Genomic DNA, 24,248 nt, shown 5'->3' on the forward strand with positions numbered 1-24,248 from the left:
TTGGCTCACTTAGGGTAGCTCTGTCCTTTCAAGCCTTTGTGCAACAAAACCTTATTCAGTTGTTAAGTGGTTTGTAATAGTAACATTAAAAAAAATACAACGACTACAGTGCTTTGAATGAAGCAAAGTACCCCCTCTGTTGAGGGCTTTCGAATGATGCCCATTTTGTTAAATGGAGGATGATTTAAGGTCTTTTTATTGTTTCGATAGAATTAATTCCTGACCTTCGTTGTAAAAAATTAAAGTATAGTTTTTTAATATTTTTCCTGTCGAGCTGATACAGAATTTTCCTGTAACTGGAACTTTCCATTCTGATCCAACATTGCTTAGTAAGCCAATCCAAGCATGTCCACTAAAAACAAATGTTCTGTCATTTTCTATATGCGAGTCTTCAAAATAAATAGCGTCACACCAAAAAATATAAGGTTTACCAAAATCTATTTTAGAAAATTTCCAACAACTTAAAAAAGCAAAATTGCTTTCAAACCATTGGTCTTGATGGTTCAACTGAATATAACTATAAATCGCTTCCGCTGTAGATTTTTCTAACTGTAGAACTCTTCGCTGAATGCGTCTTTTACTCGAATAAATAAACTTAGTATGCTTTTCTTCTTGGTATTCATTTCTTTCCATAGCTTTAATGATTACATTGTAGTTTGTCTAAAATTAACATAATACACTTATATGAATGCTTGATATTTCATCATAAGCATCAATATTTTATATGAAACCATGATGGGGTTCAGCGCACTATCATGGTTTCTTTGTGACTACAAAGGTGCTGCCGCTCAGTTTGATGTATGGAATAAAGTCAAAGGCAGGATTGTGCAAGGTTTAGTGAGCCGTCGCGCTAAAGAACGGAAGTTGTATGAGAAATCCCTCTAGGGGGCTTTTTCGCATAACGCCCATTATGTTAAATAAGTTTCAAAACGATCGTTCCCATCGCATTAAAAACTCTTTTGATTCAGTTTCTTCATCTAAGGTTTCTTCTAAAACTTTAAAACCAACAGACTCATAAAATCTTACGCTGTTAGTATTTTGTTGATATACATTTAATTCTAGATTGTTTCTAATTCCCTTAGCATGATTAATTAGTAGTTTACCTATCCCTTTACCTTGCTGCTCGGGTGATACGAAAATTGCAGCTATCGTATTTTCTACTAAAGCGATGAATCCATAAATGTTAGTTGTATCTTCTGCAAGATAAACCTCTGACATTGGAAGATAGGTATTTTGCATTTGTACTTTATTATTTTCCCAATATATTTCCGGAATAAAATCATGAGCTTTAACTGATGCATTAAACCATATCTCTGTTAACCCACTAAAATCACTAGTATTTGCCTGCCTAATAGTTATTGAGCTCATAACATTTTACTCTTAAATTTATTAAAATTAACATAATACACTTATACGAATGCTTAATAATTTTCGCTTCATTTTTGAATCATACCTTACCTTAAAATATTAAAACTTGAGTCAGGGCAGGGCAAAGAAATCACGCTATGGCTCATTGATGCTGTTGCAAAATACAATGAGTGTAAAGCGAAGCATGGTGCTGTTGTGAAAGCCCTTTAGGAGGTTTTATAATTATTGTTAATCATTGCAACTTTTTAAATAATATTGACAACTGTGCTTGGTTTTATATAGGATGTGTGGCAATCATGTTATTTAAATGTTTATTTTTGGTGAGTAGTGAGTTCTTTTAGATTGGTTATCATGTTTCTACTTTCATCAATATTCTTAATGTTTATTTACGTCGATATAAATGGAATTTAGAAACCTCCCTATTTTTAGATAAAAAGAAACCTGCTTCAAGCAGGTTAATATGTAATTTCTTTATTGTGGTATCAACCACTCCCTCCAGTGGTCAAAAATAGTATATATGTTCACTGATAATAAAAAAGTCAAAGGCAAGGTTTAGTGAATCGTCGCGCTAAAGAGCGGAAGTTGTTTGAGAAAGCTCTTTAGGGGACTTTTTCGCATAACTCCCTTTATGTTAAATGGACGATCTCTTTATAGGTCCTTACTGAAGAAAACCACATCCATATTTAAAAAATTAGAAGTAAAGGTTTTAATAAATTCTAACTTCTTTAAAAGATTATGAGCTGGCACATTTTGTTCTTCAGAAAATGCTATTACCTTTTTAAACTTTCTATTTTTCATGTCTTCTAGCAATCTTGAAGCAGCTTCAATGACATATCCATGTCCTCGTTCGCTTTTGACCAATCTAAAACCTAATTCTGCTTCATCTGTCCCATCTACAGTACATATTTCAAAACCACAGTAACCAACAATCTTATTGGTGTTTTTCGAGATAATAGCTAACTTTCCAAACCCATATCTTTCATAATGTCCTAAGATTTCATAAAAACGATTTGTTGCATCTTCAACATCCAATGTTCCGTTAGGTGAAAAAGCCATGAAGTCTTTATCTTGAAATAGAGTGATGGCTTCATTTAAGTTTTCTTCGGCGAATGGTTTTAATAATAAGTTTTCCGTTTCAAATACAGCCATCTTTCAATTTACCTAAAATTAACATAATACACCTTATGCGAAATAATTTATATTTATTTATAAGTATCAATATATTATATGAAGATATGATGGGTTCAGCGCACTATCATGGTTTCTTTGTGACTATTCACGGTTGTGATTTGATCAATAGAACAAAAGCTGTTTGAGTGAGAAAGCCCTCAATTGAGGGCTTAAGTTATTTTTGCTTGGTTTTAATTAAATCACTCAAATCATAGCCTTGATTTTTAGCATGATCTAAAAACTCTTGAGTAACAGTCGGGTCGAGATTTGGTGTTCTACTAAGTAACCATAAATATTTTTTATTTGGTGTGCCGACTAATGCTACTTGATAGTTATCATCTAATTTTAGTATCCAATAGTCACCTCGGCCTACAGGAAGCCATCGAAGGGATTTTGGTAAAAAACTAACTTTTAATTTTGTATTAGCAGGTGCATTTACGACAAAGGCTTCGCCAATGGATTGCTCAAGTTTTCCACCTTTGCTGTAACATCTATTATCAATTTTTACAGTACCATTATCATTTAATGAATAATTTGCAGTTACGTTATAATCACATTTATTCTGAAAATATAACGGTTTGCGTGCGATTTCATGCCAAGTACCTAAATATTTATTTAAGTCAACATTAGAGACTGTATTTACCTTTTCTTCACTAGCGTATGTTAATGCAGCAACACTAAGAAATGCTACCCCAGATAAAAGGGCTAAAATCTTTAATTTGTTGTTCATAATATAGCTCGTTTAGTTAAACAATTAATAAATATATAGAGTTTGGTGAAGTGGAAGAATGATAAATTGTAAAATTAATTAAGTGTCATGTAATTTTTTTATCGAAATTTCTTTGCGAATTAAACCTAGGACTCTTATTTTTCAGCGATATTATCATACTCAAAAAGGTAGCATGTAACTAAGCCATGCTGAGTTGAAAATAAAAAATTGCCTAATAATTTATATTAAATTATCAGGCAAATGGCTTTTAATTAAAACATACAACCAGAGTTACTATTATTGTATTTCTCTGTTCCACATGAGCTGATGAGCTCATTTGCAACAGCATCCGCAGCTATAGAATTATAAAAATAGTTGTTATTTTGGTCTATAATTTCTTTACTATTCGCTGGATGATGCCAAGTTTGATAAACTTTTCCATTATATTGTCCGTAGCCTAATGAAGTTGAATCCGAATATCGAATAGTAATCCCACCAAAATTACGAGTTAAGGGATATTTTGCAATATCTGGTATTTCTTCAAAACTATTATAAGAAACCCTTTGATAAACGTGTAATTCATAATATTCGTCTAGTCTAGTGTATTCTCCAGGAATGAACACTACTGAACCTTGTGGAAATATGTTTGTACTTGCATTCAATGCTGCAGCTGAGGTTAGATTAGTTGTACTGGTCAATAAATTTTTATAAATATATTTTTTAACTTCCATACCTGAAACATCGATTCTTTTATAAGCCATACTCGTTCTGATGGTTGGGCTTATACCTTCAGAATTATAGAAAGATGTCGTTAAGGTAGAACCATCATCAGAAATAAAATAATTACTTGGGATAGCTGTACCTCTAGTAGTATTGGTTGCTGGAGGTTGAACATAAACTTTATTTTTGTCCACTAAATAAATATTACCTGATGAAAATGTATTAATAAAACTTGAATGTTTTATTTGATTAAATTCCTGATTTATAATGTTATTTTTTAAAGTGTGAGTGTAACGATTATTAAGTTGAGAGCTGAATGTACCAAAGCTATATACAGAACTATCTTGAGTATACATTGGTGATGAATTTACTGTAGGTGTTGTAGGTGTTGTAGGTGTTGTAGAGTTGGAGTTTGAATCTCCGCCTCCGCCACATGCGGTTAGATATAAAGATGTAGGTAATATAATTGAAAGTAATAACTTATTCATATACATGAATTCCAAATGTAAAAATTTAAATTATAAAAATATTAATCTAATGCCATGATAAATGGATTTACACACATCAAATCACGTAAAAATTGGATTAAGTATAAAATTATGCAGTATTTTTATGTGATTAAAAATAAAAATTGTTCAAAATCATAAAAGATATTTTACTAAAAGGTATTTTTACTTCTGCTGTACTTAGGCTTGTTGCGGTATCTTTTTAATCATACCCAATGCTTCATATGATAATTGTGTGGTCTATTTATGATTCGATGCGTAATGTTTATTTAATTATCATAAAAAAGAAGCTTATTTAAGAAGTTGACTGTGGGTGGTTTGAGGAAAAGTAGAATGATAGTATACTTTTCGACTGTTGTTTATTGGTGTTTGTTATTGCTAATTATTGTAGTGTTAAAATAAAAATAATACTAATCATGGCTCTAGGTCTTTTATTCTTACTGATTAGTGTTCGTTATTGCGAAATATTAAACGTGTTGTAGAATTTGAAATTCAAACTTGTTCGCCATTTTCATGTTCCAATTTTCACACTAAATTTAAATTTTTAAAACGATTAGGTTGTATATATTTTCAATGTAAATACAGTTGTGAGCAAGGCATTACAAAGGTTTGAATTTTAGCACATAGTTTTTTTACGAATTGGCGTAAGGTTTCAAATCTTATCATTCATACGATCTCTCGTTGGTTTGATCGCTTATAAATATACATTTAAAATTAATTTTCAAACTCAATAGAATCTAGCTTTAAAATTTTGCATGCTGTTTGTTTAAGTTGTAAGCCTAAGTATTCAGCGACTAAATACTGATACTCCTGTTCTTTGAGTTTTTTCTGCTTTGGCATCAATGATTTTAATGACTCATAAATATATGCCATGGCGGAAAATCGAACTGCGAATATGATCAATATAGGTATTTTTCCATATTGATCCTTGATGACAAAGATCAGGTAGAGACAAATTATAATAATCATGGTTGCTACACTTAAATGCAAAGTATTGATTTTTTCATTGGGTGAGTAGGCTTTCATCATGTCTTAGACATCTTCTTGATGATACAGTCCGATAAATATTATGGCGGAGGCTAAGTTGAACTGAATGCTTTTGATGCTAAATTTCGAAGGTGCATGTGTAATTTTTTCTAAATCATAATCTTCAAATTTGAATGTTTCATTAGTCGTAATATTCTTCAATATAATATCGAGATGTAAATTATTTTCCACATTCATCGTCTCGACTAAGCAGGTCATTTGCTTGTTGAATTGGTCGGGGACATGGCGTGGAAGAATATGTGTTGCGTAATCTGCGGAAAATTGTTTGAAATAGTCCGATTCAATTTTTTAATGACTAGTTCTTTATTCATAATATTTACTTTTTATTTTTCAACTATATATTTAATAAAAAAAAGATAAGGGAGAAAAAATCTCCCTTTAAACTAACTTTTAGGTTCAGGCGGTGTTAAACCAAACTGTAAATAAGCTTGATTGGTTGCAATACGCCCACGAGCAGTACGCATCGCATAACCTTGCTGAATTAAATACGGTTCAATTACGTCTTCTAAGGTGCCTGAATCTTCAGCCATTGCAGCTGCTAAAGCTTCCACACCAGCAGGACCACCATCGAAACGTTCAAGTAACATTGACAAATAGCGACGGTCTAATGTGTCTAAACCATCTTTATCGACATTCAGCATGTCTAAAGCTCGCTGCGCCATGTCCTGAGTGACTTCACCTGTACCTTTAACTTGCGCATAGTCACGTACACGACGTAACAGGCGATTGGCTATACGTGGCGTACCTCGTGCACGACGAGCAATTTCTAAAGCACCATTCGGTGTTGTCGGCACATTCATTAATAATGCTGAACGAGAAACAATATGGGTTAAGTCTTCAACTGAATAAAATTCCAGTCGCTGAACAATACCAAAACGGTCACGTAAAGGTGAGGTAAGTAGACCTGCACGTGTTGTTGCAGCAACCAGAGTGAATGGTGGTAAATCTAATTTTATCGAACGTGCACCAGGGCCCTCACCAATCATGATGTCGAGTTGGTAATCTTCCATTGCAGGGTAGAGGATTTCTTCAATGACTGGTGAAAGACGATGAATTTCATCAATAAATAATACATCGCCTTCTTCAAGATTGGTCAGCATGGCAGCCAAATCACCAGCACGTTCCAAAACAGGACCAGAAGTAGATTTTAGATTTCCACCCATTTCACGAGCAATAATATTCGCCAGTGTGGTTTTACCTAAACCCGGAGGGCCAAAAATCAGCGTGTGATCAAGGGCTTCACCACGACCACGTGCAGCACCAATAAAAATTTCCATTTGTTCACGTACCACAGGCTGACCAATATAGTCATCGAGTGACGTTGGTCGAATGGCGCGATCAAAATGATCTTCTGGTTTTTCAGAACCACTGATTAAACGGTCTTGCATGAGTGTCTTTATCTATCTTATTTATTCATGGATTTAAGTGCGGCACGGATAATATCACTGGCTTCTGTAAAGTCACCTTTTGCAGCATTCACCAATTTTTGTGCTTCCAATGGTTTATAGCCTAAAGATTGTAAAGCAGCTTCGGCTTCTGCAACCGCTGAATGACCTGTAAATTGTATTTGTGTAGATGTCGAATTCGAAGACGTACTACCCATAGTAAATGCCTTAAAGCGGTCACGGAGTTCAATCATCAAGCGTTCTGCAGTTTTTGCACCGACGCCCGGAACTTTAACTAAAGTTTTAACATCACTATGTTCAACTGTGTGAACTAACATTTCCACGCTTAAGGTTGAAAGGATACCCAAAGCCATTTTAGGACCGACACCATTTACTTTAAGTAAAGTACGGAAAATGGTTTTTTCCTGTGTGTTGGCAAAGCCATACAGCAATTGAGCATCTTCACGAACTGTTAAGTGTGTCCATAATGTTACTTTTTGTCCTTTTTGCAATTGGCAAAATGTAGAAAGTGGCGTGTCAATTTCATAACCCACACCATTTACATTTAAAAGTACAGTTGGGGCTTCCAGTGCTAAGACTTCACCAATTAGACATCCGATCATTAATATTGTTCACTTATTTGTTAATGGTTGAATAGTAGATGCCATTTGCTCTAAACGCAAAATAACATTGATAAACTTATATACGATAGGTTAAAGATCATCATCTAAGTTAGACGGAATAATATCGCTAGATTAGAAAAAACCGACCTTATTGCCTTGTAACTCTTGTGCAAGATTATAGGCTTGATGGTCTGAAAACTTACTCACAATATCTAAGACTTGCATAATATTGTCGTAATGACTTTCATTAAATCGTGCACCGAAGCGGTCTAAAATAGACATTAAACGACCATCTTTAAAGCTTAAGGTTTTATTTGGTGTTGTGAGTGGAATAAAGGCATCCAAAATATATTGCAAACTTTGATGGGCAATAATTTCTAAACCTGACTTTTGTGGATGCTCAAAAATCTTCTCACGGGCTAAGTTTTTAGCTTTGTTAATGCCTGATTCAATATCTTCCGAACAATATTGTAATAAAGAGCCTTTTAATTGCCCTGATAAAATTTGGAAATGATGACGGGCAAAGGCAGTCGTGACTTCATCAACTAGACGTTTCATGACACGACCACGTAGAGCAGCAATTTTTTGTTGCCATGTGGTGTAGGGCGTGGTCAGTTCAATGGGTCTGCCATATTCACCAATCAAATCTAGAAAAATAGGTTCAACTTCTTCATAGGTTAGCATATTTAAAATAATGCCATCTTCAAGGTCGATCAGGGCGTAGCAAATATCATCTGCGGCTTCTAAAAGATAAGTTAAAGGATGGCGACACCAATGATAATCTCCCAATTGAATCAAACCAAGTTGATCTGCAATTTGCTTCAGAATATCTTTTTCCGCCTGATAGCATCCGAATTTTGCACGTTGGCTTGCTGGGGTATCACCCTGTGACTCAATGGTTTTAGATAGCCAAGGATACTTTAAGTAAGCCCCTAACGTTGCGTAAGTAAGGCGCATGCCACCATCATTCGGATGGTAATCAATTTTAGTTAATAATCTTAAACCTTGGGCATTACCTTCAAACTGTCGGACATCGGCTTGTTGTTCGGGGCTTAAATCACGTAAAAAATCGGTATGAGAGGCATCATCAAACCATTCACGAATCGCATATTCACCTGCATGCCCAAAAGGTGGATTACCAATATCATGTGCTAAACATGCCGCTTGAATAATTGCGCCAACATCGGCAGGGGAAATCCACATAGGAAGTCCATCTTTAATTTTTTCAGCCGCTAACATACCCAATGAACGTCCAATACAAGATACTTCAAGGGAATGGGTGAGTCGTGTATGAATCCCGTCGTGCTGTGTAAGTGGATGAACTTGGGTTTTACGATTGAGTTGTCTAAAGCTTTGCGAAAAAATAATGCGGTCATAATCTTTATGAAATGGGCTACGTGCCTGTTCTGTACTTTGTTTTTTACTGCCTAAACGGACTGTAGATAGAAGTTCTAACCAACGCATTTGAGTCATTTATCGTTATTCAGTTATTGCTTATTTTGCATCATGCCAAATTTATTAAAAATGTACTAGAGTAGTGCGACATAAGTTGTCTTTTCTAATAATATTTATTGCAAATTTTTTACTTTGACTGATTCACACCAAGTTTGAAAATTTGTAGGTTCGAAATTCAAGCAATTATTTTTAATCAGTATTTTATAATAAATATCATTGTTAGTTTCTGAAAAGTAATAATAGTATCGAGTGTCCTTACCATACCGCCAATATCCACCTGAACCTTTATCTATTTGAATTGGCGTAAATTGGAAAATGTTACTGTCTTTTGGAATGTAGTTACTGTTATCTACCATTAGCATCCAAAGGTTGGAGAATAAATAGGTAAATATAGTCAAGAATATGAATAAAATAATTCCTATTGCGATGGAAGTGGATTTAATTTTCATAGAAATACACGTTTCCTTTTTGTTTATACCTATAATTCTCTGTCTATTAAAAAGCGAAGATGGGTAGCAGCATATTTTATAGAATCTACATTTGAAGACCGATATTTAGAGCACTAAAATATTCAATTATCGTATGCAATTGATGAAGATACTTCCTGTGGCGATGTTTTCTATAAAAAAGTGGAAATCTTGCCAAAGAAAACCTACAAACCCGTGAATATATCTATTCGGTGAAGTAAATCAATTGTTACTAATCATGTTTGCAGCCGAAAGTCAAAGAAATTCGGACATTTAAAATGAAGTATTCAGCGTTTTTTAAGTTGGATATGACTAGCTGAAAGTTTGCTTTCGCAGTAGAATATGCGCTCTCTTCAAGTCACATTGCGGTAGGTTGTCTAAATCTGCCCGTGGAGCCAAAAACAGCATGTTTATCGTTGCCGGTGCACCTGCACACTCTTCTTTTAAGCAAACACAACTATTAACACGTCTTGCGTCTATTAGTTCTGTTCAATCAATAGAAAGCCAATGGGTTTACCTTTTCGACCAAGCGCTCAGCGAGCAACAACAGCAATCTGCATTACAACTTTTAAATGATGGCGCATCGTTTGAAGTTCGTCAGGCTGCAAGTGATGAAGTTCAGATTTTAGTCACGCCACGTCTCGGTACTATTTCGCCGTGGTCGTCTAAGGCGACCGATATTTTTGCGAACTGTAATACACCTGTACACCGCTTAGAACGCGGTGTTTTGTTTACTTTAAAGGGTATCTCTGAAGTATCCACAGAAGTAAAACAAGTTTTGCATGATCGCATGACAGAAAGCGTTTTTGCTCAGATTGATGATGCGATTGCTTTATTCTCAGAAACTGCACCTAAGCCTTTAAACTCAATCGATATTTTGGGTGAGGGTAAAGAAGCGCTTGTCAGAGCTAATTCTGAGTTTGGTTTTGCACTTTCTGATGAAGAAATTGATTATTTAACAGCAGCATTCAATAAATTAGGTCGTAATCCGAATGATATTGAATTGATGATGTTTGCTCAGGCAAACTCTGAACACTGCCGTCATAAAATTTTTGGTTCTGAATGGACAATTGATGGTGTAAAACAGCCATTGTCATTGTTCCAAATGATTAAAAATACGTATAAAGAATCACCTACAGATGTATTGTCAGCATATAAAGACAACTCATCTGTGATTGTTGGTTTTGACACGCAACGTTTCTATCCTAAAAAGGATGAGGCGACAGGTCATCACATTTACAAATACAAAAGTCAGGCTGCTCATATCCTGATGAAAGTAGAAACCCATAACCATCCGACAGCAATTGCACCATTTGCAGGTGCTGCAACAGGTTCAGGCGGCGAAATCCGTGATGAAGGTGCAACAGGTCGTGGTGGTAAACCAAAAGCAGGTTTAACAGGCTTTACGGTTTCTAACTTAAACATCCCAGGTTTTGAACAGCCGTGGGAAGACAATTACGGCAAACCATCACGTATGGCATCTCCACTTCAGATCATGATTGAAGGGCCTTTGGGTGGTGCTGCATTTAACAATGAATTTGGTCGTCCTGCATTAAACGGTTATTTCCGTACATTTGAACAAAATGTGAATGGTGATGTGAAAGGTTTTCATAAACCAATCATGATCGCAGGTGGTTACGGTAACATCCGTCCTGACCATGTAGAAAAAGATGCGATTCAGCCGGGCGATTTATTGATCGTTCTGGGTGGTCCTGCAATGCTCATCGGTTTAGGTGGTGGTGCTGCATCTTCTGTAGACAGCGGTAAATTAGGTGAAAACCTCGATTTTGCTTCTGTACAGCGTGAAAATCCAGAGATGGAGCGTCGCTGTCAGGAAGTGATCGATACGTGCTGGCGCATGGAAGATTACAATCCAATCGTTTCTGTACATGATGTCGGTGCGGGCGGTGTTTCAAATGCAATGCCTGAACTTGTGAATGATCACGAACTGGGCGCAATTTTAGATTTACGTAAAATTCCATCGCTTGAACCTGGCATGTCGCCAATGGAAATTTGGTCAAACGAAGCGCAAGAACGTTATGTTTTAGCCATTCATCCAAGTTCATTGGAATTGTTTGAGTCGATCTGTGCACGTGAACGTTGTCCTTTTGCTGTATTGGGCGAAGCGACTGAAGCACGTCAATTGACTGTAAATGATCCATTGTTTGACAATAAAGCCGTGGATATGCCAATGCAGGTTATGCTTGGTGGTACACCACGTATGAGCCGTTCATACGAAACGATTGAACGCAAAGGCACTGACTTTGATGTATCTAAAGTTGATTTGAAAGATGCGATTTTCCGTGTTTTGAAAAATCCAACAGTTGCATCTAAATCATTCCTCATCACCATTGGTGACCGTTCAATTACAGGTATGGTTGCACGTGATCAGATGGTTGGTCGCTGGCAGGTTCCTGTGGCTGATGCTGCTGTAACAACGACAAGCTTGCAAGGTTTTACAGGCGAAGCAATGGCAATGGGCGAACGTCCACCTGTTGCATTGCTTAATCCTGCGGCTTCTGCACGTTTGGCTGTAGCAGAATCTATTTCTAACATTATGTGTGCCAACATTGAACAGATAAGCGACATTAAATTGTCTGCAAACTGGATGGCAGCAGCAGGGCAACAAGGCGAAGACCAAGCATTATTCGAAGGCGTAAAAGCCATCGGTATGGAAATGTGTCCTGCACTTGGTATTGCAATTCCAGTCGGTAAAGACTCATTGTCAATGCGTACGACTTGGAATGATGAAGGTGAAGACAAAGCTGTAACTTCACCAATGTCAGGTGTGATTACTGCTTTTGCTCCTGTATTGGATGTGCGTAAAACATTAACACCTGAATTGAAAAATGAAGAATCTGTATTGGTTCGTATGGACTTATCTAAAGGTCAGTTCCGTTTAGGTGGTTCGATTCTTACTCAGGTCTATAAAGAGATTGGTTCGGTTACACCAGATGTAGATAGTTTTGATGATTTCAAAGCATTTTTTGCATTAGTACAGGATTGGAACAATAGTGGCTTAATCAAGGCTTACCATGACATTGGTGATGGTGGTGTTCTTGCAACTGTTGCAGAAATGATGTTTGCTTCACGTTTAGGTGTTGCACTGGAAGACCAATCGATTGCAAGTTTATTTGCAGAAGAAATTGGTGCAGTGTTACAGATCAGCAAAGCAGATTGGACTGCACTAGAAGCAGAAGTTGCAGCATCAACATTAAAAGATGCAATTGCTGTGATTGGTACTGTAAATACGACTGACCAATTGTCTGTCAATGGTTTAGTGTTTGAACGTACTGAATTACAACAGGCGTGGACTGAAGTTTCTCATCAAATTCAACGCTTACGTGACAACGTAGAAACAGCGGATCAGGAATATAGCCTGATTGCTAATAAAGAACACAAGGGCTTGATCGCACTACCGACATTTGACTTGAATGAACCTGTAGAAGCGCCATTTATTAACGAACGTCGTCCAAACATGGTGATTTTACGTGAACAAGGCGTAAATGGTCATGTGGAAATGGCTGCGGCATTCGACAAAGTCGGCTTTAATACTGTCGATGTTCACATGAGCGACTTACTTGCTGGACGCATTGACCTCGATGATTTTGAAGGTCTCGTTGCATGTGGTGGTTTCTCTTATGGCGACGTATTGGGCGCTGGCGGCGGATGGGCGAAGTCTGTTCTTTTCAATCCAAAATTACGTGATCAGTTTGAGAAATTCTTTAACCGTGACAATACTTTCAGCTTAGGTATTTGTAATGGCTGTCAGATGTTGTCTCAGTTATCTCCATTAATTCCTGGTGCAGAAGCTTGGCCACGTTTCCATCGAAATACTTCAGAAATGTTTGAAGCGCGTGTTGTAAACGTACGTGTTGAGAAATCGAACTCTGTATTGTTAGAAGGTATGGATGGTTCGATCCTTCCTATCGCCGTGGCGCATGGTGAAGGTCGTGTTGTTGCAAGTGCGGAAAAAATTGCTGCACTCAATACAAGCAATCAGGTCATTCTACGTTATGTAGATAGCTTGGGTAATGCTACAGAACAGTATCCAATGAATCCGAATGGTTCACCTGAAGCGATTTCTGGCGTAACGTCTAAAGATGGTCGTGCAACGATTATGATGCCACATCCTGAACGTAACTTCCGTGCGATTCAACATTCTTGGAAACCTGAAGAATGGACTGAAGATGGTGCATGGTTGCGAATGTTCCGTAATGCCCGCAAATTTATCGGTTAATTGATTTTTTCAAATGCTAATTAAAGAAGCCCCGAAAGGGGCTTTTTTAATCTATGATGTTTGAAAATATTGCATATTTACTAAAAATGAAAAAAAGATTATTGGATGTGACAAGAGTTATTTTGGATAAGTTTAGCAATCGCTATCATGATTATTATGGCTTTTGGGGTATAGGTGTACTGTATACCCATGCAAGGCATTTAAATACATCGAGTTTTACTTTTAAATTGTTGAATCAACACCATGACATTAACGATATTTTTTTAGAGAAAGTCCATCAAAAATTCTCTAAATATTTAGTCCATTATTTAACTATCCATCATAAATTTGTGACTGAATTAAGCATAGCCATGATTAAAATTGACATTGATCGCGATCATCTTTTAAAGGCCTCGACGTTATATGGGGATTATTTTTGTGTGCAAGTCGAGTTGATAGATCAAAAAGGTCAGCGTTTTTTTGCTGAGTCGGATGGTTATTGTTTTCCTCATATTGAATGGGTTCAACAAAGAAAATTGATTGACTCATTGTCATTAGAACAAAAAAAATTTTACTGGGAAGCCTCGAATGAACATCAATGAAGGTATTGGAAAATTGTTACACTTTTAGGGTTGGTTTATTTTTTGCATGTTATACATTGTCTATTAAAAGACCGATGTTTTGCCCCAAAAATGTTCCATAATGTAGCAAGTCTGAGGTGATAAAATGATAAGAACAGTCAATTATTCAAGTATAGACCGAGTGGCTTTACGTCAAAAAGGCTGGAAGTGGTTTGCTGTGGTAATGGGGTTACAATTGCTGATGATTGCTTGTGTGTATCTCATTACTTAAATGAGAGAAAGTAGATTTGAGTTAAATAAATGATTGAAAATGATTTGAAGTAAATTTAATTCTAGTCTGTGAATATATTTTCATAAAAGTATAAGTATTCATCTGCAATTTTGTGATCATCAGTATTGTTTGAGTCTTATAAAATCAAAATTCATCAGTCCATTTTTGGATAAATCTCGAAATAAAAAAACCACCCGAAGGTGGTTTTTATCAAAATTTTATAACTTAATGTGTGGCATCAAAATTATAAGATTTTTGCTTTTCGGTATCGAATTTGCCTTCCCATTTACTAATGACAAGAACAGCAAGTGCATTACCAATTACATTCAATACAGTACGTGCCATATCTAAAATACGGTCAATACCTGCAATAAATGCAAGACCTTCAAGTGGAATACCAACACTGCCTAAAGTTGCTAATAACACAACGAAAGATACGCCTGGAACACCTGCAATACCTTTAGACGTAATCATTAAAGTTAAAACTAAAACGACTTGTTGGGTAATGCTTAAATCAATTCCATAAAGCTGAGCAATAAAAATTGCTGCAATACTTTGGTAAAGCGTAGAGCCATCTAAGTTAAATGAATAACCGATTGGAACAACGAAACTGGTGATTGATTTTGGCGCACCATAAGCTTCCATTTTTTCCATCATACGTGGCAAAACGGTTTCAGAGCTTGCAGTAGAATAGGCAAGAATCAATTCATCTTTTAATATTTTGATAATTGTCCAAATACTGAATCCACAGAATCTAGCCACAAAACCAAGCACAATAAAGATAAAGAAGAAAATTGATGCATATACTAAAATTGCTAATTTGATGAGTGGTACAAGTGAACTAAAACCAAAGTTTGCAACAGTTGCAGCAATCAAACCGAATACACCAAAAGGTGCAAACATCATGATCATGTGCGTTACTTTAAACATGGTTTCAGAAACAGCTTTTAGGACATCAATCAGCGGTTGTTTGGTTTCTTTTGCAAGAGAACCTAAACCAATACCGAAAATCACAGCAAAGAAAATAATTGGCAGCATATGCCCATCATTCATTGCAGAGAAAATATTCGATGGAATAAGTGAAAGAACAGTATTCACTAAACCGTGAGCTTGGTGACTCACTTCTTGTGTCGTTTGTTGATATTGTGAAATGTCTGAAGTGGTTAATTTCGACATATCAATACCAGCACCTGGCTGGAATACATTGGCAGCGACTAAACCAACAATAATGGCAACTGTAGTAATAACTTCAAAATAAACCATGGTTTTAAAACCAAGTTTACCAATACTTTTACTGTCTCCAGCATTGGCGATACCTAAAATAAGCATCGACAGTACAAGTGGTATGACAATCATTTTAATAAGATTAATAAAAATCTTACCCAATGGTTGTAAGAAGTTAGCGACAATATCATCACGGATTTCAGGTGCGTTGTGCAGGAAAGCACCGACCAGAACACCTAAAATGAGCGCAATAACAATTTGCCAAGCAAGGCTAATTTTCATTCTCTTCATACTGAGCCCTTAAATTTCAGATTTTGGCGAAAAGGAAATCTCTAAGAAAAAAACGTAAAAATCCCCCTCACAAATCTATGTGGGAGTCTCAGCATGGGAGATTGTAAACGTTAAGAGTATTTCGAAAATGGTGCATTTTGCATACATTCTTAACAAGCTACTAATGTTATTTCAATATTGGGGTCTGATTGATTGAAATTAGTTCAGTTTAATTTAATTATACGATTGGAATGTTAAGTTTAATTCATTATATAAATAATATTGTGAGCATTCAGTCTTATTTTTTATTAATATGAGCCAAACGGTAATAAGCCCAAACCAGTAGAATGCTACCAAGGCAGAGTAAGTAAATCAGTTTCGGAATCACGATTTCAAGTGGAACACCCATTTGATTCAGTTGGATGAATACATTAATCCCATGTGTAGACGGTAAAATTATCGATAATCCTTGTATCCACTGTGGCATGGCTTGTAATGGCCAAGCGACACCTGAAAGTAAAAATAAAGGAATAGAGGTGAAAATGATCAAATGTCCAGCGCGTTCAGAAATATCGAGATAACTGGCTAAGACCATTGCCATTCCAATCACACAACTCATGAAAATAGGAAGGGCGATTAACATTCCCCAAAAATTTCCACCTCGTGGGTAATCATTCAGCCAATAGGTAAAGCCAAAAAAATATAAACAGCCTAAACAGCCAATGGTCAAAGCTGAAAAATAAATTCCCCAAAATTCGGCAGGTTTTGCGCGCCATTTTTGTTCTCTATAGCCTGCGAGCAGCATACATAAACCAAGTACAATGGTTTGATGAATAATTAATGGCGCAATTGCAGGGAAAATATAACTTCCATAACCTGACAATGTATTAAATAGCGGAATTTGGTGAATGGGTAAGCTTGCATGAAAATGTGAAATTTTCCCAAATTTTTCAGCTTGTTCAGCAAGTGCATTTTCTACAGAAGTAGCTAGACCTAAACCGATCTGTTTGGTTTTTAAAAAGTTAGCGCTACTTAAATATAAACCAATTCCACCGACTTCACCACGTATCAAACTGTTGGATAAGTTTACGGGAAGCAATAAAATCCCATCAGCTTTTAAGCTTTGAACCTGTTTTTTTGCATCCTCAAAATTTCCAGTGACAGCTATAATTTTAACATTTGGGCTATTGGCAACTTGGCTAATAATGCTGTTGGTCACCACACTTTGTTCTTCATCTACAATCACAATAGGTAAAGATGCCGCATGTTCTGCTTTATAAGCCGTTGGATAGAAGAAACTGTATAAAAAAACAGAGAACACCATGGTTGTGAGAATGGATGAGTTCTTCCCAATATTTTTAAATGTTTGTAAATAATATTTAAAAATATCTTGGATAAATTTAATCATGAGGAGTCTCCTGAACTACTTTTTTCAAGAACCATCCCGCTGATAGAAAATAAAAAATACAATATATTGCTAAAATAGATAAAGGAATTAAAGAAATATAGATAGGACTGCCAATCACCCATTGCTCGGTTTGTAATTTTGCATAAGGTGTATAGGGAATAATATGCGCCCAAAATTTAGTAAAGATGGGGGCATTATTTAAAGGTAAAGTCACACCTGCAAAGCTTAAAGATGAACCGCCATACACAGCAATAAATCCAAAACTTTTTGCTAGATTCTTTGTGGCTAAAACGACAGCGCTGCTAATAAAAGCATAGGCGCTATATAAACAGAACTGACCAAGTAAGATTATCCATAAACTGCCTGTAATAAACCATCCACGAATCACGACCAACCAAATCATCCATAGCCAAGTCCAAAAACAAAAGATCAGGATGTAAAGTAGGTTTTTACCCAGTAGCGCTTGAAAAACCAATTTACCATTGACCCAGTGATTGACTGTACCGTATTTCAGTTCTTGACCCACTGCAAAAGCCACGCAACAACAGAGTAATAAATGCAGAATTGCAGGAATCATATAAGGCTCTAAATACAATTCATAATTTAGATTTGGGTTAAATAGTGGTGAAATTTTAACGTGCGCAGTGTCAATGTCTACATAAGGAATTTGATTGGCATAATGACTATTCTTGGCAAAATCACCAATAGCCTGTACAGTTGAAACCATCATTGCAGAAGAAATACTATTACCAATACTAAAATAAGACTGATTATAAGCAATACTGATCTGAGCATCTTGAGCTTGGACTAGCCGTTGTTCTGCGCCTTCAGGAATAAAGACAAAGCCCCAAACCTGAGTTTGATTCAATAATTTTTCAGCTTCATCTTGGCTTTCGGTAATTGTATAAATATCAATTGTGCTGTTATGACTCAGATATTTTTCAATATTTCGACTCAATTCGCTATGATCTTGGTCAATAATCACAATGGGTAAATGCTCAGCTTTACCTGCATAAAACATGCTACTAAAAAGAATGATAATGAATAATGGGGCAAGCGTGACAAGACATAAATCCCATTTGTTTTTAAGCAAATAGAGTAGTTCTCGATGCATACTTCGCCACACATTTATCATCTTTATTTGCTCTCTTGTAATTTAAAAATCACACTCATTCCAACTTTTAAATCTGAAATGGGTTGAGCAGGTGCTAACTTTACTTTAAAGCTGCGTATGTCATAACCACCAGTTTGTCTTGTGGTTTTAATAGTGGCAAATTCACCTTCAGCATCAATATTTTTAATGTTAAATGCCGCTGTTTTATTTAAGGCAGGAATAAAACCTTGCAACGATCGGGTTGTGTAGACTTGTGCATATTGATCTTCTCGAACATTTAAACTGACCCACATTTCATCATCTTGAATAATGCTGACTACAGGTACACCTATTGCAACCAATTCAGAAGGCTTACCATATATTTTTGAAACAGTACCATTGATGGGAGAAGACAATTGGGTTTCGGCTTCAAGTGCATTGGCTTCTGCAACAGCTGCTTTGGCAATTTCTACTTGTGCATCGGCACTCGATTTTTGCTCAGACGTGCTGCCACGTTTTGCACGAAGGTATTGTTGATACGCAGATTCAGTCATTTGACTAGCAGAAATTGCTGCGGCATGCATTTCATCTCGGCGTTGGCGGGAAATAACACCTTGAGTATATAAATTTTCACCCCGTTGATAGGTTGTATTCGCAAGATTCTCTTGGGCTTTAAAGGCTTGCCAATTGGCATACAAAGTTTCAATATTTTCTTGTTGTGAGCCTCTATTTGCAGTGGATTGTAATGCCAATGCAGATTGTAAAGTGGCTAAAGCTTGCTGTTTTTTTGCATCAATTTCGGGACTGGTTAAACGTACCAGTACTTGTCCTTTTTTGATTTTTTGACCATCTTGCACAAAAATTTCTTCAATACGACTCGGTACTTTGGTACTCACATGCAACGTTTCGGCTTCAACACGACCTTGTACATCCACTATTTTAGGTTGATAACTTTTCCATAGACCAAAAGCAATAAGCCCAAGTAGAGCAATCAATACGACCAAACCGATTACAAGCAAAGCTTTCTTTTTATTAGGTGTTGGCACTTGTGAGCTTTGTTTCTGTTGATAATCGTTATTTTTACTTTCTTCTGCAGTATTTACATTGTCAATATTTGATAATTGAGTATTTGATAGTTCAGTTTGTTCATCATTTACAATAGGCTTTGTGATATTTACAGATGATTGATGATTCGATGGCGCTAATTCATCTACCTTAGTTTGATCACTTTTTTGATCATTTTGCAGAATATTGTCTAGGTCTTTACTGTTATTTTGCTCTTGAGTCATGCGCTGAATCCTTAACGAATATAGTCAGTATGAATTTGATTTACATAGCCTTTAAACTGATCTATTGAGCCATGACTGTGTAATAAACTAGCAAGTGAAATCACATATTTATAAGCATTCAACGCCATATCGGTTTTTAAAGCACTTAATTGATTTTGTGCATCAATCACTTGGGTTGCAGTACCCATATCTTCTTTAAATGAAAGCGTTTGAATGCGTAAATTTTCTAGAGCCGCTTTCTCATTTTGGCGTAAAAGTTGATGACTTTGCTGTGATGAATTCATTTCATTGTAGGATTTATAAATTAAATTTTCGATCTCTTGCTTAGTTCTAGCGGTCATTAATTCAGTGGCATGGTGTTGTAATTCAGCCGCTTGCACATTTTTATTTTTATCAATGCCTGAAAATAAATTATAACGAGCAGCCACACCGACGATCCAATTTTGATCCTGATCTAAACTGTATTCGCCAAAGGCAAATAGTGTCGGTTTTTTTGCTGCATTTTGTATTTTGATATTTTCATTCGCCAATTGTGTATCCATTTGCATTTTACGAACGAGGCTTGAAGACTCTGGATAGGATTTTAAAAATGTGATGAATTGTTGATTATTTTCATTATTAATAAACAATGGCGTAGTTAATTGGTCTACTGAATTTTTATTAAGTAGGTTTTGTAGTTGGAATTGGCTGGCTTGTAAGTTGGCCTGAGCATTTTGAAAACCACGTTGTGCGTTATTATGAGCCACTTCAAACTGCATACGCTGACCTTTACTGATGAAACCTTGTCGTTCAATTTTCAAAGCATTATCATAATGTTTTTGCATCGCAGACAAATTAAAAGATGCAGCTTGCAAAAGTTGTTGTTGTAATTGCACATTGAAATAAGCCTGAATCACTTCAAAGCGTTGAGTATCTTGAAGTTGCTTGCTATTCAGTTGACTGCGTTCAGATTTTAAATTGGCAATATTTTTAGTCGATGTGGTCAAACCACCTGTATAAATCGGCATCATCACCGAAACCGTTGGGCGAATTGTTTCATCCTCCAACACCACATGTGCAGTATCTGGGAATAGCCCAATTCCACTATGAATACCTTGTCCTAAAGCTTCTTTTAACGGATCGATGATATTACTGGGAATATTTTGCTGAGATTGCCACTGATCTACTTTTTCGTTTACACCATAAGACAATGTTTGTTCTAAATTATTTTTTACACCATTGAGTGGAATGTCAGTTTCAGTGTGAAATTTATAAGCACGTACATTCAGATCGATGCGAGGTAAACCAATATTTTTAACAGCATCTGCTTGAAGTTTAGCGGCTTGGTCTAATGCTGTATTGGCTTGAGTGGTATAAGAACTGTCTAAAACCGACTGTTCGGCTTGTGCATAGCTTAGGTTTTCGGCAAAACTAAAAGTGCTCACACATGAAAATACACTCAATAGTGCGACTTGTTGTATAGATAAAAATAATGCTTTTCGAGAATATAGTATTTTAAATTTCATCTGAAAAATCATCAATATTTGTTTGAATTTAAATCATTCTAACCTGTAATGACTAGAATAAATAATCTAAAAGCATATTTCGAAATGTGTAAATTTTGTAGTTTATGCTCAAGTTAAATATTTTTTGCATTTAAAATAATTAAAGTGGTTAAATATGTCTAAAAATAAGCATGGATTATCAATATGGAAAAAATTGTTGTTGAATCATTGGTAAAAGCACCTTTAGAAGTTGTATGGGATAGCTATAATAATCCGCAGGATATCGAACAGTGGAATACTGCGTCAGCAGATTGGCATACGGTTAACTCTAAAAATGATTTACGTATTGGTGGGCAATTTTCAAATCGTATGGAAGCCAAAGATGGTAGTATGGGCTTTGATTTTTCTGGCACGTATACCGAAATCGTTCCAGATCAAAAAATTGCTTATAGTTTTGGTGATCGAAATGCAGAAATCCTTTTCAAACAACAGCATGATCAGCAGGGTCGAGCTATTCTTGTGCAGATTAGTTTTGATCCAGAGGATGTTTATCCAGTTGAACAACAGCGTGCAGGGTGGCAGGCAATTTTGGATAATTTCGCCAAATATGTAGAAACCAAAAATGCATAAATTTTAATTTAAGATTATTGAACATATCATTTTTTATCGATAATAATCTGCATAGATACTTTGCAGATTATTTCGGCTCATTTGATCTTACAATTTTTACAACACATGACGCAGATGAAAGCTTTGAATTTATAACGCTATCAAATGGAATTGCAATAAATTGTTCTTGTGAAGAAAAATATAAATCAATCACTGATCTTACTCTGAACAGATGAAAATAAAATTGAAATTTGTTATTGAAATATTAACTTTAAAAGCATGATTAGATTGAAAGATTGACTAACAAAGCTGCTGCAAGAAAAGCTGTTTTGTGGTTAAATGCGCCTATTTCATCCGTTTCACTTTATAAAAGGGAAAAATCATGCGCGCGTACAATTTCTGTGCTGGTCCTGCTGCATTACCTACTGCCGTTTTAGAAAAAGCTCAACAAGAGATGTTAGATTGGCGTGGTAAAGGTTTATCCATCATGGAAATGAGCCACCGTAGCAAAGACTATGTGGCTGTTGCTGAAAAAGCTGAAGCAGACTTACGCAAATTGATGAACATTCCAGAGAACTATAAAGTATTGTTCTTACAAGGTGGTGCATCACTACAGTTTTCTGCAATTCCTTTGAATCTATTGGGTAAAAACTCAAAAGCAGATTATATCCACACAGGAATTTGGTCAGAAAAAGCGACTCAAGAAGCACAGCGTTATGGCGACATCAACATTGTAGAGGCGGGTACAAGCATCGACGGTAAACTTGCTATTACTGACCAAAGCCAATGGAACTTATCTGATGATGCTGCATATGTCCATTATGCAGATAATGAAACGATTGGCGGTATTCAATTTTCCAATATTCCAAAAACAGATAAACCTTTAGTATCAGATTTGTCATCAAGTATTTTATCGGCACCATTAGATGTATCTAAATTTGGATTAATCTATGCAGGCGCGCAGAAAAATATTGGTCCTGCGGGCTTAACACTGGTTATTGTTCGTGATGATTTATTGGATCAAGCAAAACCTGAAATTCCAAGCTTGTTAAAATATGCTTCGCAAGCAAAAAATGATTCAATGGTGAATACACCTGCAACTTATGCATGGTATTTGTCTGGTTTAGTTTTTGAATGGTTGCTAGAGCGTGGCGGTGTAGACGCAATGCATAAAATCAATTTAGGAAAAGCTAAACTGCTTTATGGTTATATCGATGCGAGTGATTTTTATAGCAATCCAATTGCTGTTCCTAATCGTTCAATTATGAATGTACCATTTACACTTGCAGATGACGCTTTGGATAAATTGTTCTTACAAGAAGCTGAACAAAATCATTTATTGAATCTCGCAGGGCATCGTTCAGTGGGTGGCATGCGTGCAAGTATTTACAATGCTGTTCCGCTTGAAGGCGTACAAGCACTTGTAAACTTTATGGATGATTTTGCTAAACGTAATGGTTAAGTATTAAATTATAGAAAGAATAAAAAATCCCTCAATATTGAGGGATTTTTTGTATAGATCGCTTTTCATTGCATTCAGTGCGAATTAAGCGCTTGGGAAAATGCCTAACAGATGAATAATGATTGCAGCTAAAAACATACCTAGAACAAAAAAGCAGCAAGCTCCTTTATCCAAGCGTAAGAGAAACCCGCTATTTTCATGAATCAGACTAGTCGATTGTTCAGGTATAATTTTCATTACTGAGCCTAGATTTTTAAATTATTGTTAAATCCTATTGGTTCGTCGTATTTTTAACATAGTTAATCGGTTAAATAAAGTGCTAAATTGCATTATATATAGGCATAAGATTTTATTATCTCTGAATAAATAAAAATATTCTGAATTTAAAATACGATGTTTTGATGTTGATCTGTGGATAACTTGGTTGAATTTTAGTCAATATCTAGTAAATATTAACTTTTAATGGAATGTTGTTTAATTATTATTCAACAAGCACATGATATTTATTAAGTTAAAATTTCTATATAAGATGGTGTTTTTAAATTCAATTTTGAATTTATATTATCTTCATTTTTTAAATAGGTTAAAGTTTTATATTAAGCCATTAAACGTTGTTTATTCCTTGAGTTAAATCAAAATCAAATTTTGATATTAAGGATTTTTGATTTTTGTTTGTGGATAACTCTGTTTTTTGAATTCAAAAGGTAGAATTAAGATCGAATCATTCTTATTGAATAAAAGTGTTACAAAATATGTAGTAGGCTTTTCACGAGAGTAATTTTTATCAATTTTTGATTTGTATTGAAAATTTTATATTTTTTAAATTATGAAAAACTAGATTCTACAAGTAGGGTAAAAATTCGTTGATAAAAAAGCATGATGTGATAC

At 35.6% G+C, this 24,248-nt stretch carries 20 protein-coding genes; 6 read left to right on the forward strand and 14 right to left on the reverse strand.

Annotation, left to right across the window (positions count from 1 at the left end; all coding sequences use genetic code 11):
• Positions 1 to 195 precede the first annotated feature (195 nt).
• Complete coding sequence (locus tag ACG94X_RS06780) at positions 196 to 633, reverse strand: hypothetical protein (protein WP_419382976.1); 438 nt, start codon at positions 631 to 633, stop codon at positions 196 to 198.
• 102 nt (positions 634 to 735) lie between these two features.
• Between ACG94X_RS06780 and ACG94X_RS06785 the strand changes: the two genes are divergently transcribed.
• A complete protein-coding gene (locus tag ACG94X_RS06785; RefSeq protein WP_419382977.1) occupies positions 736 to 885 on the forward strand; it encodes a glycoside hydrolase family protein in 150 nt (49 codons plus the stop codon).
• A gap of 39 nt (positions 886 to 924) precedes the next feature.
• Here ACG94X_RS06785 and ACG94X_RS06790 read toward each other — a convergent pair whose 3' ends face one another.
• From ACG94X_RS06790 to ACG94X_RS06825, 8 genes are all read right to left on the reverse strand, one after another.
• On the reverse strand, positions 925 to 1,368 hold the full coding sequence (locus ACG94X_RS06790; RefSeq protein WP_419382978.1) for an N-acetyltransferase: 444 nt from the start codon (positions 1,366 to 1,368) through the stop codon (positions 925 to 927).
• A gap of 648 nt (positions 1,369 to 2,016) precedes the next feature.
• Entirely contained in the window at positions 2,017 to 2,517 is a 501-nt protein-coding gene (locus ACG94X_RS06795) for a GNAT family N-acetyltransferase (protein ID WP_419382979.1), read from the reverse strand.
• Positions 2,518 to 2,713: 196 nt separating this feature from the next.
• Positions 2,714 to 3,268 (reverse strand): lipocalin family protein, encoded by a 555-nt coding sequence (locus ACG94X_RS06800; protein ID WP_419382980.1) that lies wholly within the window; start codon positions 3,266 to 3,268, stop codon positions 2,714 to 2,716.
• 251 nt (positions 3,269 to 3,519) lie between these two features.
• On the reverse strand, positions 3,520 to 4,455 hold the full coding sequence (locus ACG94X_RS06805; protein WP_419382981.1) for a hypothetical protein: 936 nt from the start codon (positions 4,453 to 4,455) through the stop codon (positions 3,520 to 3,522).
• 732 nt (positions 4,456 to 5,187) lie between these two features.
• Positions 5,188 to 5,502, reverse strand: a complete 315-nt coding sequence (locus ACG94X_RS06810; protein ID WP_419382982.1) for a hypothetical protein — start codon at positions 5,500 to 5,502, stop codon at positions 5,188 to 5,190.
• A gap of 401 nt (positions 5,503 to 5,903) precedes the next feature.
• Complete coding sequence (gene ruvB, locus ACG94X_RS06815; protein ID WP_419382983.1) at positions 5,904 to 6,908, reverse strand: Holliday junction branch migration DNA helicase RuvB; 1,005 nt, start codon at positions 6,906 to 6,908, stop codon at positions 5,904 to 5,906.
• A gap of 17 nt (positions 6,909 to 6,925) precedes the next feature.
• The gene (gene ruvA / locus ACG94X_RS06820; protein WP_419382984.1) at positions 6,926 to 7,528 is read right to left on the reverse strand and encodes a Holliday junction branch migration protein RuvA; all 603 of its coding nucleotides are present in this window, start codon (positions 7,526 to 7,528) and stop codon (positions 6,926 to 6,928) included.
• 132 nt (positions 7,529 to 7,660) lie between these two features.
• A complete protein-coding gene (locus ACG94X_RS06825) occupies positions 7,661 to 9,001 on the reverse strand; it encodes a deoxyguanosinetriphosphate triphosphohydrolase (RefSeq protein ID WP_419382985.1) in 1,341 nt (446 codons plus the stop codon).
• An 855-nt stretch (positions 9,002 to 9,856) separates the two neighbouring features.
• Here ACG94X_RS06825 and purL point away from each other — a divergent pair.
• The 3 genes from purL (at position 9,857) to ACG94X_RS06840 (ending at position 14,521) form a co-directional block, all read left to right on the forward strand.
• Positions 9,857 to 13,690, forward strand: coding sequence for a phosphoribosylformylglycinamidine synthase (purL, locus tag ACG94X_RS06830; RefSeq protein WP_419382986.1), 3,834 nt, complete (start codon positions 9,857 to 9,859; stop codon positions 13,688 to 13,690).
• A gap of 53 nt (positions 13,691 to 13,743) precedes the next feature.
• Positions 13,744 to 14,271, forward strand: a complete 528-nt coding sequence (locus ACG94X_RS06835) for a hypothetical protein (RefSeq protein WP_419382987.1) — start codon at positions 13,744 to 13,746, stop codon at positions 14,269 to 14,271.
• A gap of 124 nt (positions 14,272 to 14,395) precedes the next feature.
• Positions 14,396 to 14,521 carry a KGW motif small protein gene (locus ACG94X_RS06840; protein WP_419382988.1) on the forward strand — a complete coding sequence of 42 codons (126 nt, stop codon included), beginning with the start codon at positions 14,396 to 14,398 and terminating at the stop codon, positions 14,519 to 14,521.
• A 225-nt stretch (positions 14,522 to 14,746) separates the two neighbouring features.
• Here the strand turns inward: ACG94X_RS06840 and gltP are convergent, their stop codons facing one another.
• The 5 genes from gltP to ACG94X_RS06865 form a co-directional block, all read right to left on the reverse strand.
• Positions 14,747 to 16,036, reverse strand: a complete 1,290-nt coding sequence (gene gltP, locus ACG94X_RS06845; RefSeq protein WP_419382989.1) for a glutamate/aspartate:proton symporter GltP — start codon at positions 16,034 to 16,036, stop codon at positions 14,747 to 14,749.
• A 277-nt stretch (positions 16,037 to 16,313) separates the two neighbouring features.
• Complete coding sequence (locus tag ACG94X_RS06850; protein WP_419382990.1) at positions 16,314 to 17,423, reverse strand: ABC transporter permease; 1,110 nt, start codon at positions 17,421 to 17,423, stop codon at positions 16,314 to 16,316.
• A complete protein-coding gene (locus ACG94X_RS06855) occupies positions 17,416 to 18,537 on the reverse strand; it encodes an ABC transporter permease (protein WP_419382991.1) in 1,122 nt (373 codons plus the stop codon). Before ACG94X_RS06855 ends, ACG94X_RS06850 begins: the two co-directional genes overlap by 8 nt.
• Positions 18,538 to 18,560: 23 nt before the next feature.
• Positions 18,561 to 19,805, reverse strand: a complete 1,245-nt coding sequence (locus ACG94X_RS06860; RefSeq protein ID WP_419382992.1) for an HlyD family secretion protein — start codon at positions 19,803 to 19,805, stop codon at positions 18,561 to 18,563.
• 11 nt (positions 19,806 to 19,816) lie between these two features.
• Complete coding sequence (locus ACG94X_RS06865) at positions 19,817 to 21,310, reverse strand: TolC family protein (RefSeq protein WP_419382993.1); 1,494 nt, start codon at positions 21,308 to 21,310, stop codon at positions 19,817 to 19,819.
• Between the two features lie 183 nt (positions 21,311 to 21,493).
• Here ACG94X_RS06865 and ACG94X_RS06870 point away from each other — a divergent pair, with 183 nt between their 5' ends.
• Together ACG94X_RS06870 and serC are read left to right on the forward strand one after the other, a co-directional pair.
• Positions 21,494 to 21,919, forward strand: coding sequence for an SRPBCC domain-containing protein (locus ACG94X_RS06870; RefSeq protein WP_419382994.1), 426 nt, complete (start codon positions 21,494 to 21,496; stop codon positions 21,917 to 21,919).
• A gap of 361 nt (positions 21,920 to 22,280) precedes the next feature.
• Positions 22,281 to 23,360: a 3-phosphoserine/phosphohydroxythreonine transaminase gene (serC, locus tag ACG94X_RS06875; RefSeq protein ID WP_419382995.1), complete on the forward strand. Its 1,080-nt coding sequence runs from the start codon at positions 22,281 to 22,283 to the stop codon at positions 23,358 to 23,360.
• The last annotated feature ends 888 nt before the right edge of the window (positions 23,361 to 24,248 follow it).

The organism is Acinetobacter psychrotolerans (assembly GCF_048552595.1).
In the GTDB taxonomy this organism is placed as follows: Bacteria; Pseudomonadota; Gammaproteobacteria; order Pseudomonadales; family Moraxellaceae; genus Acinetobacter.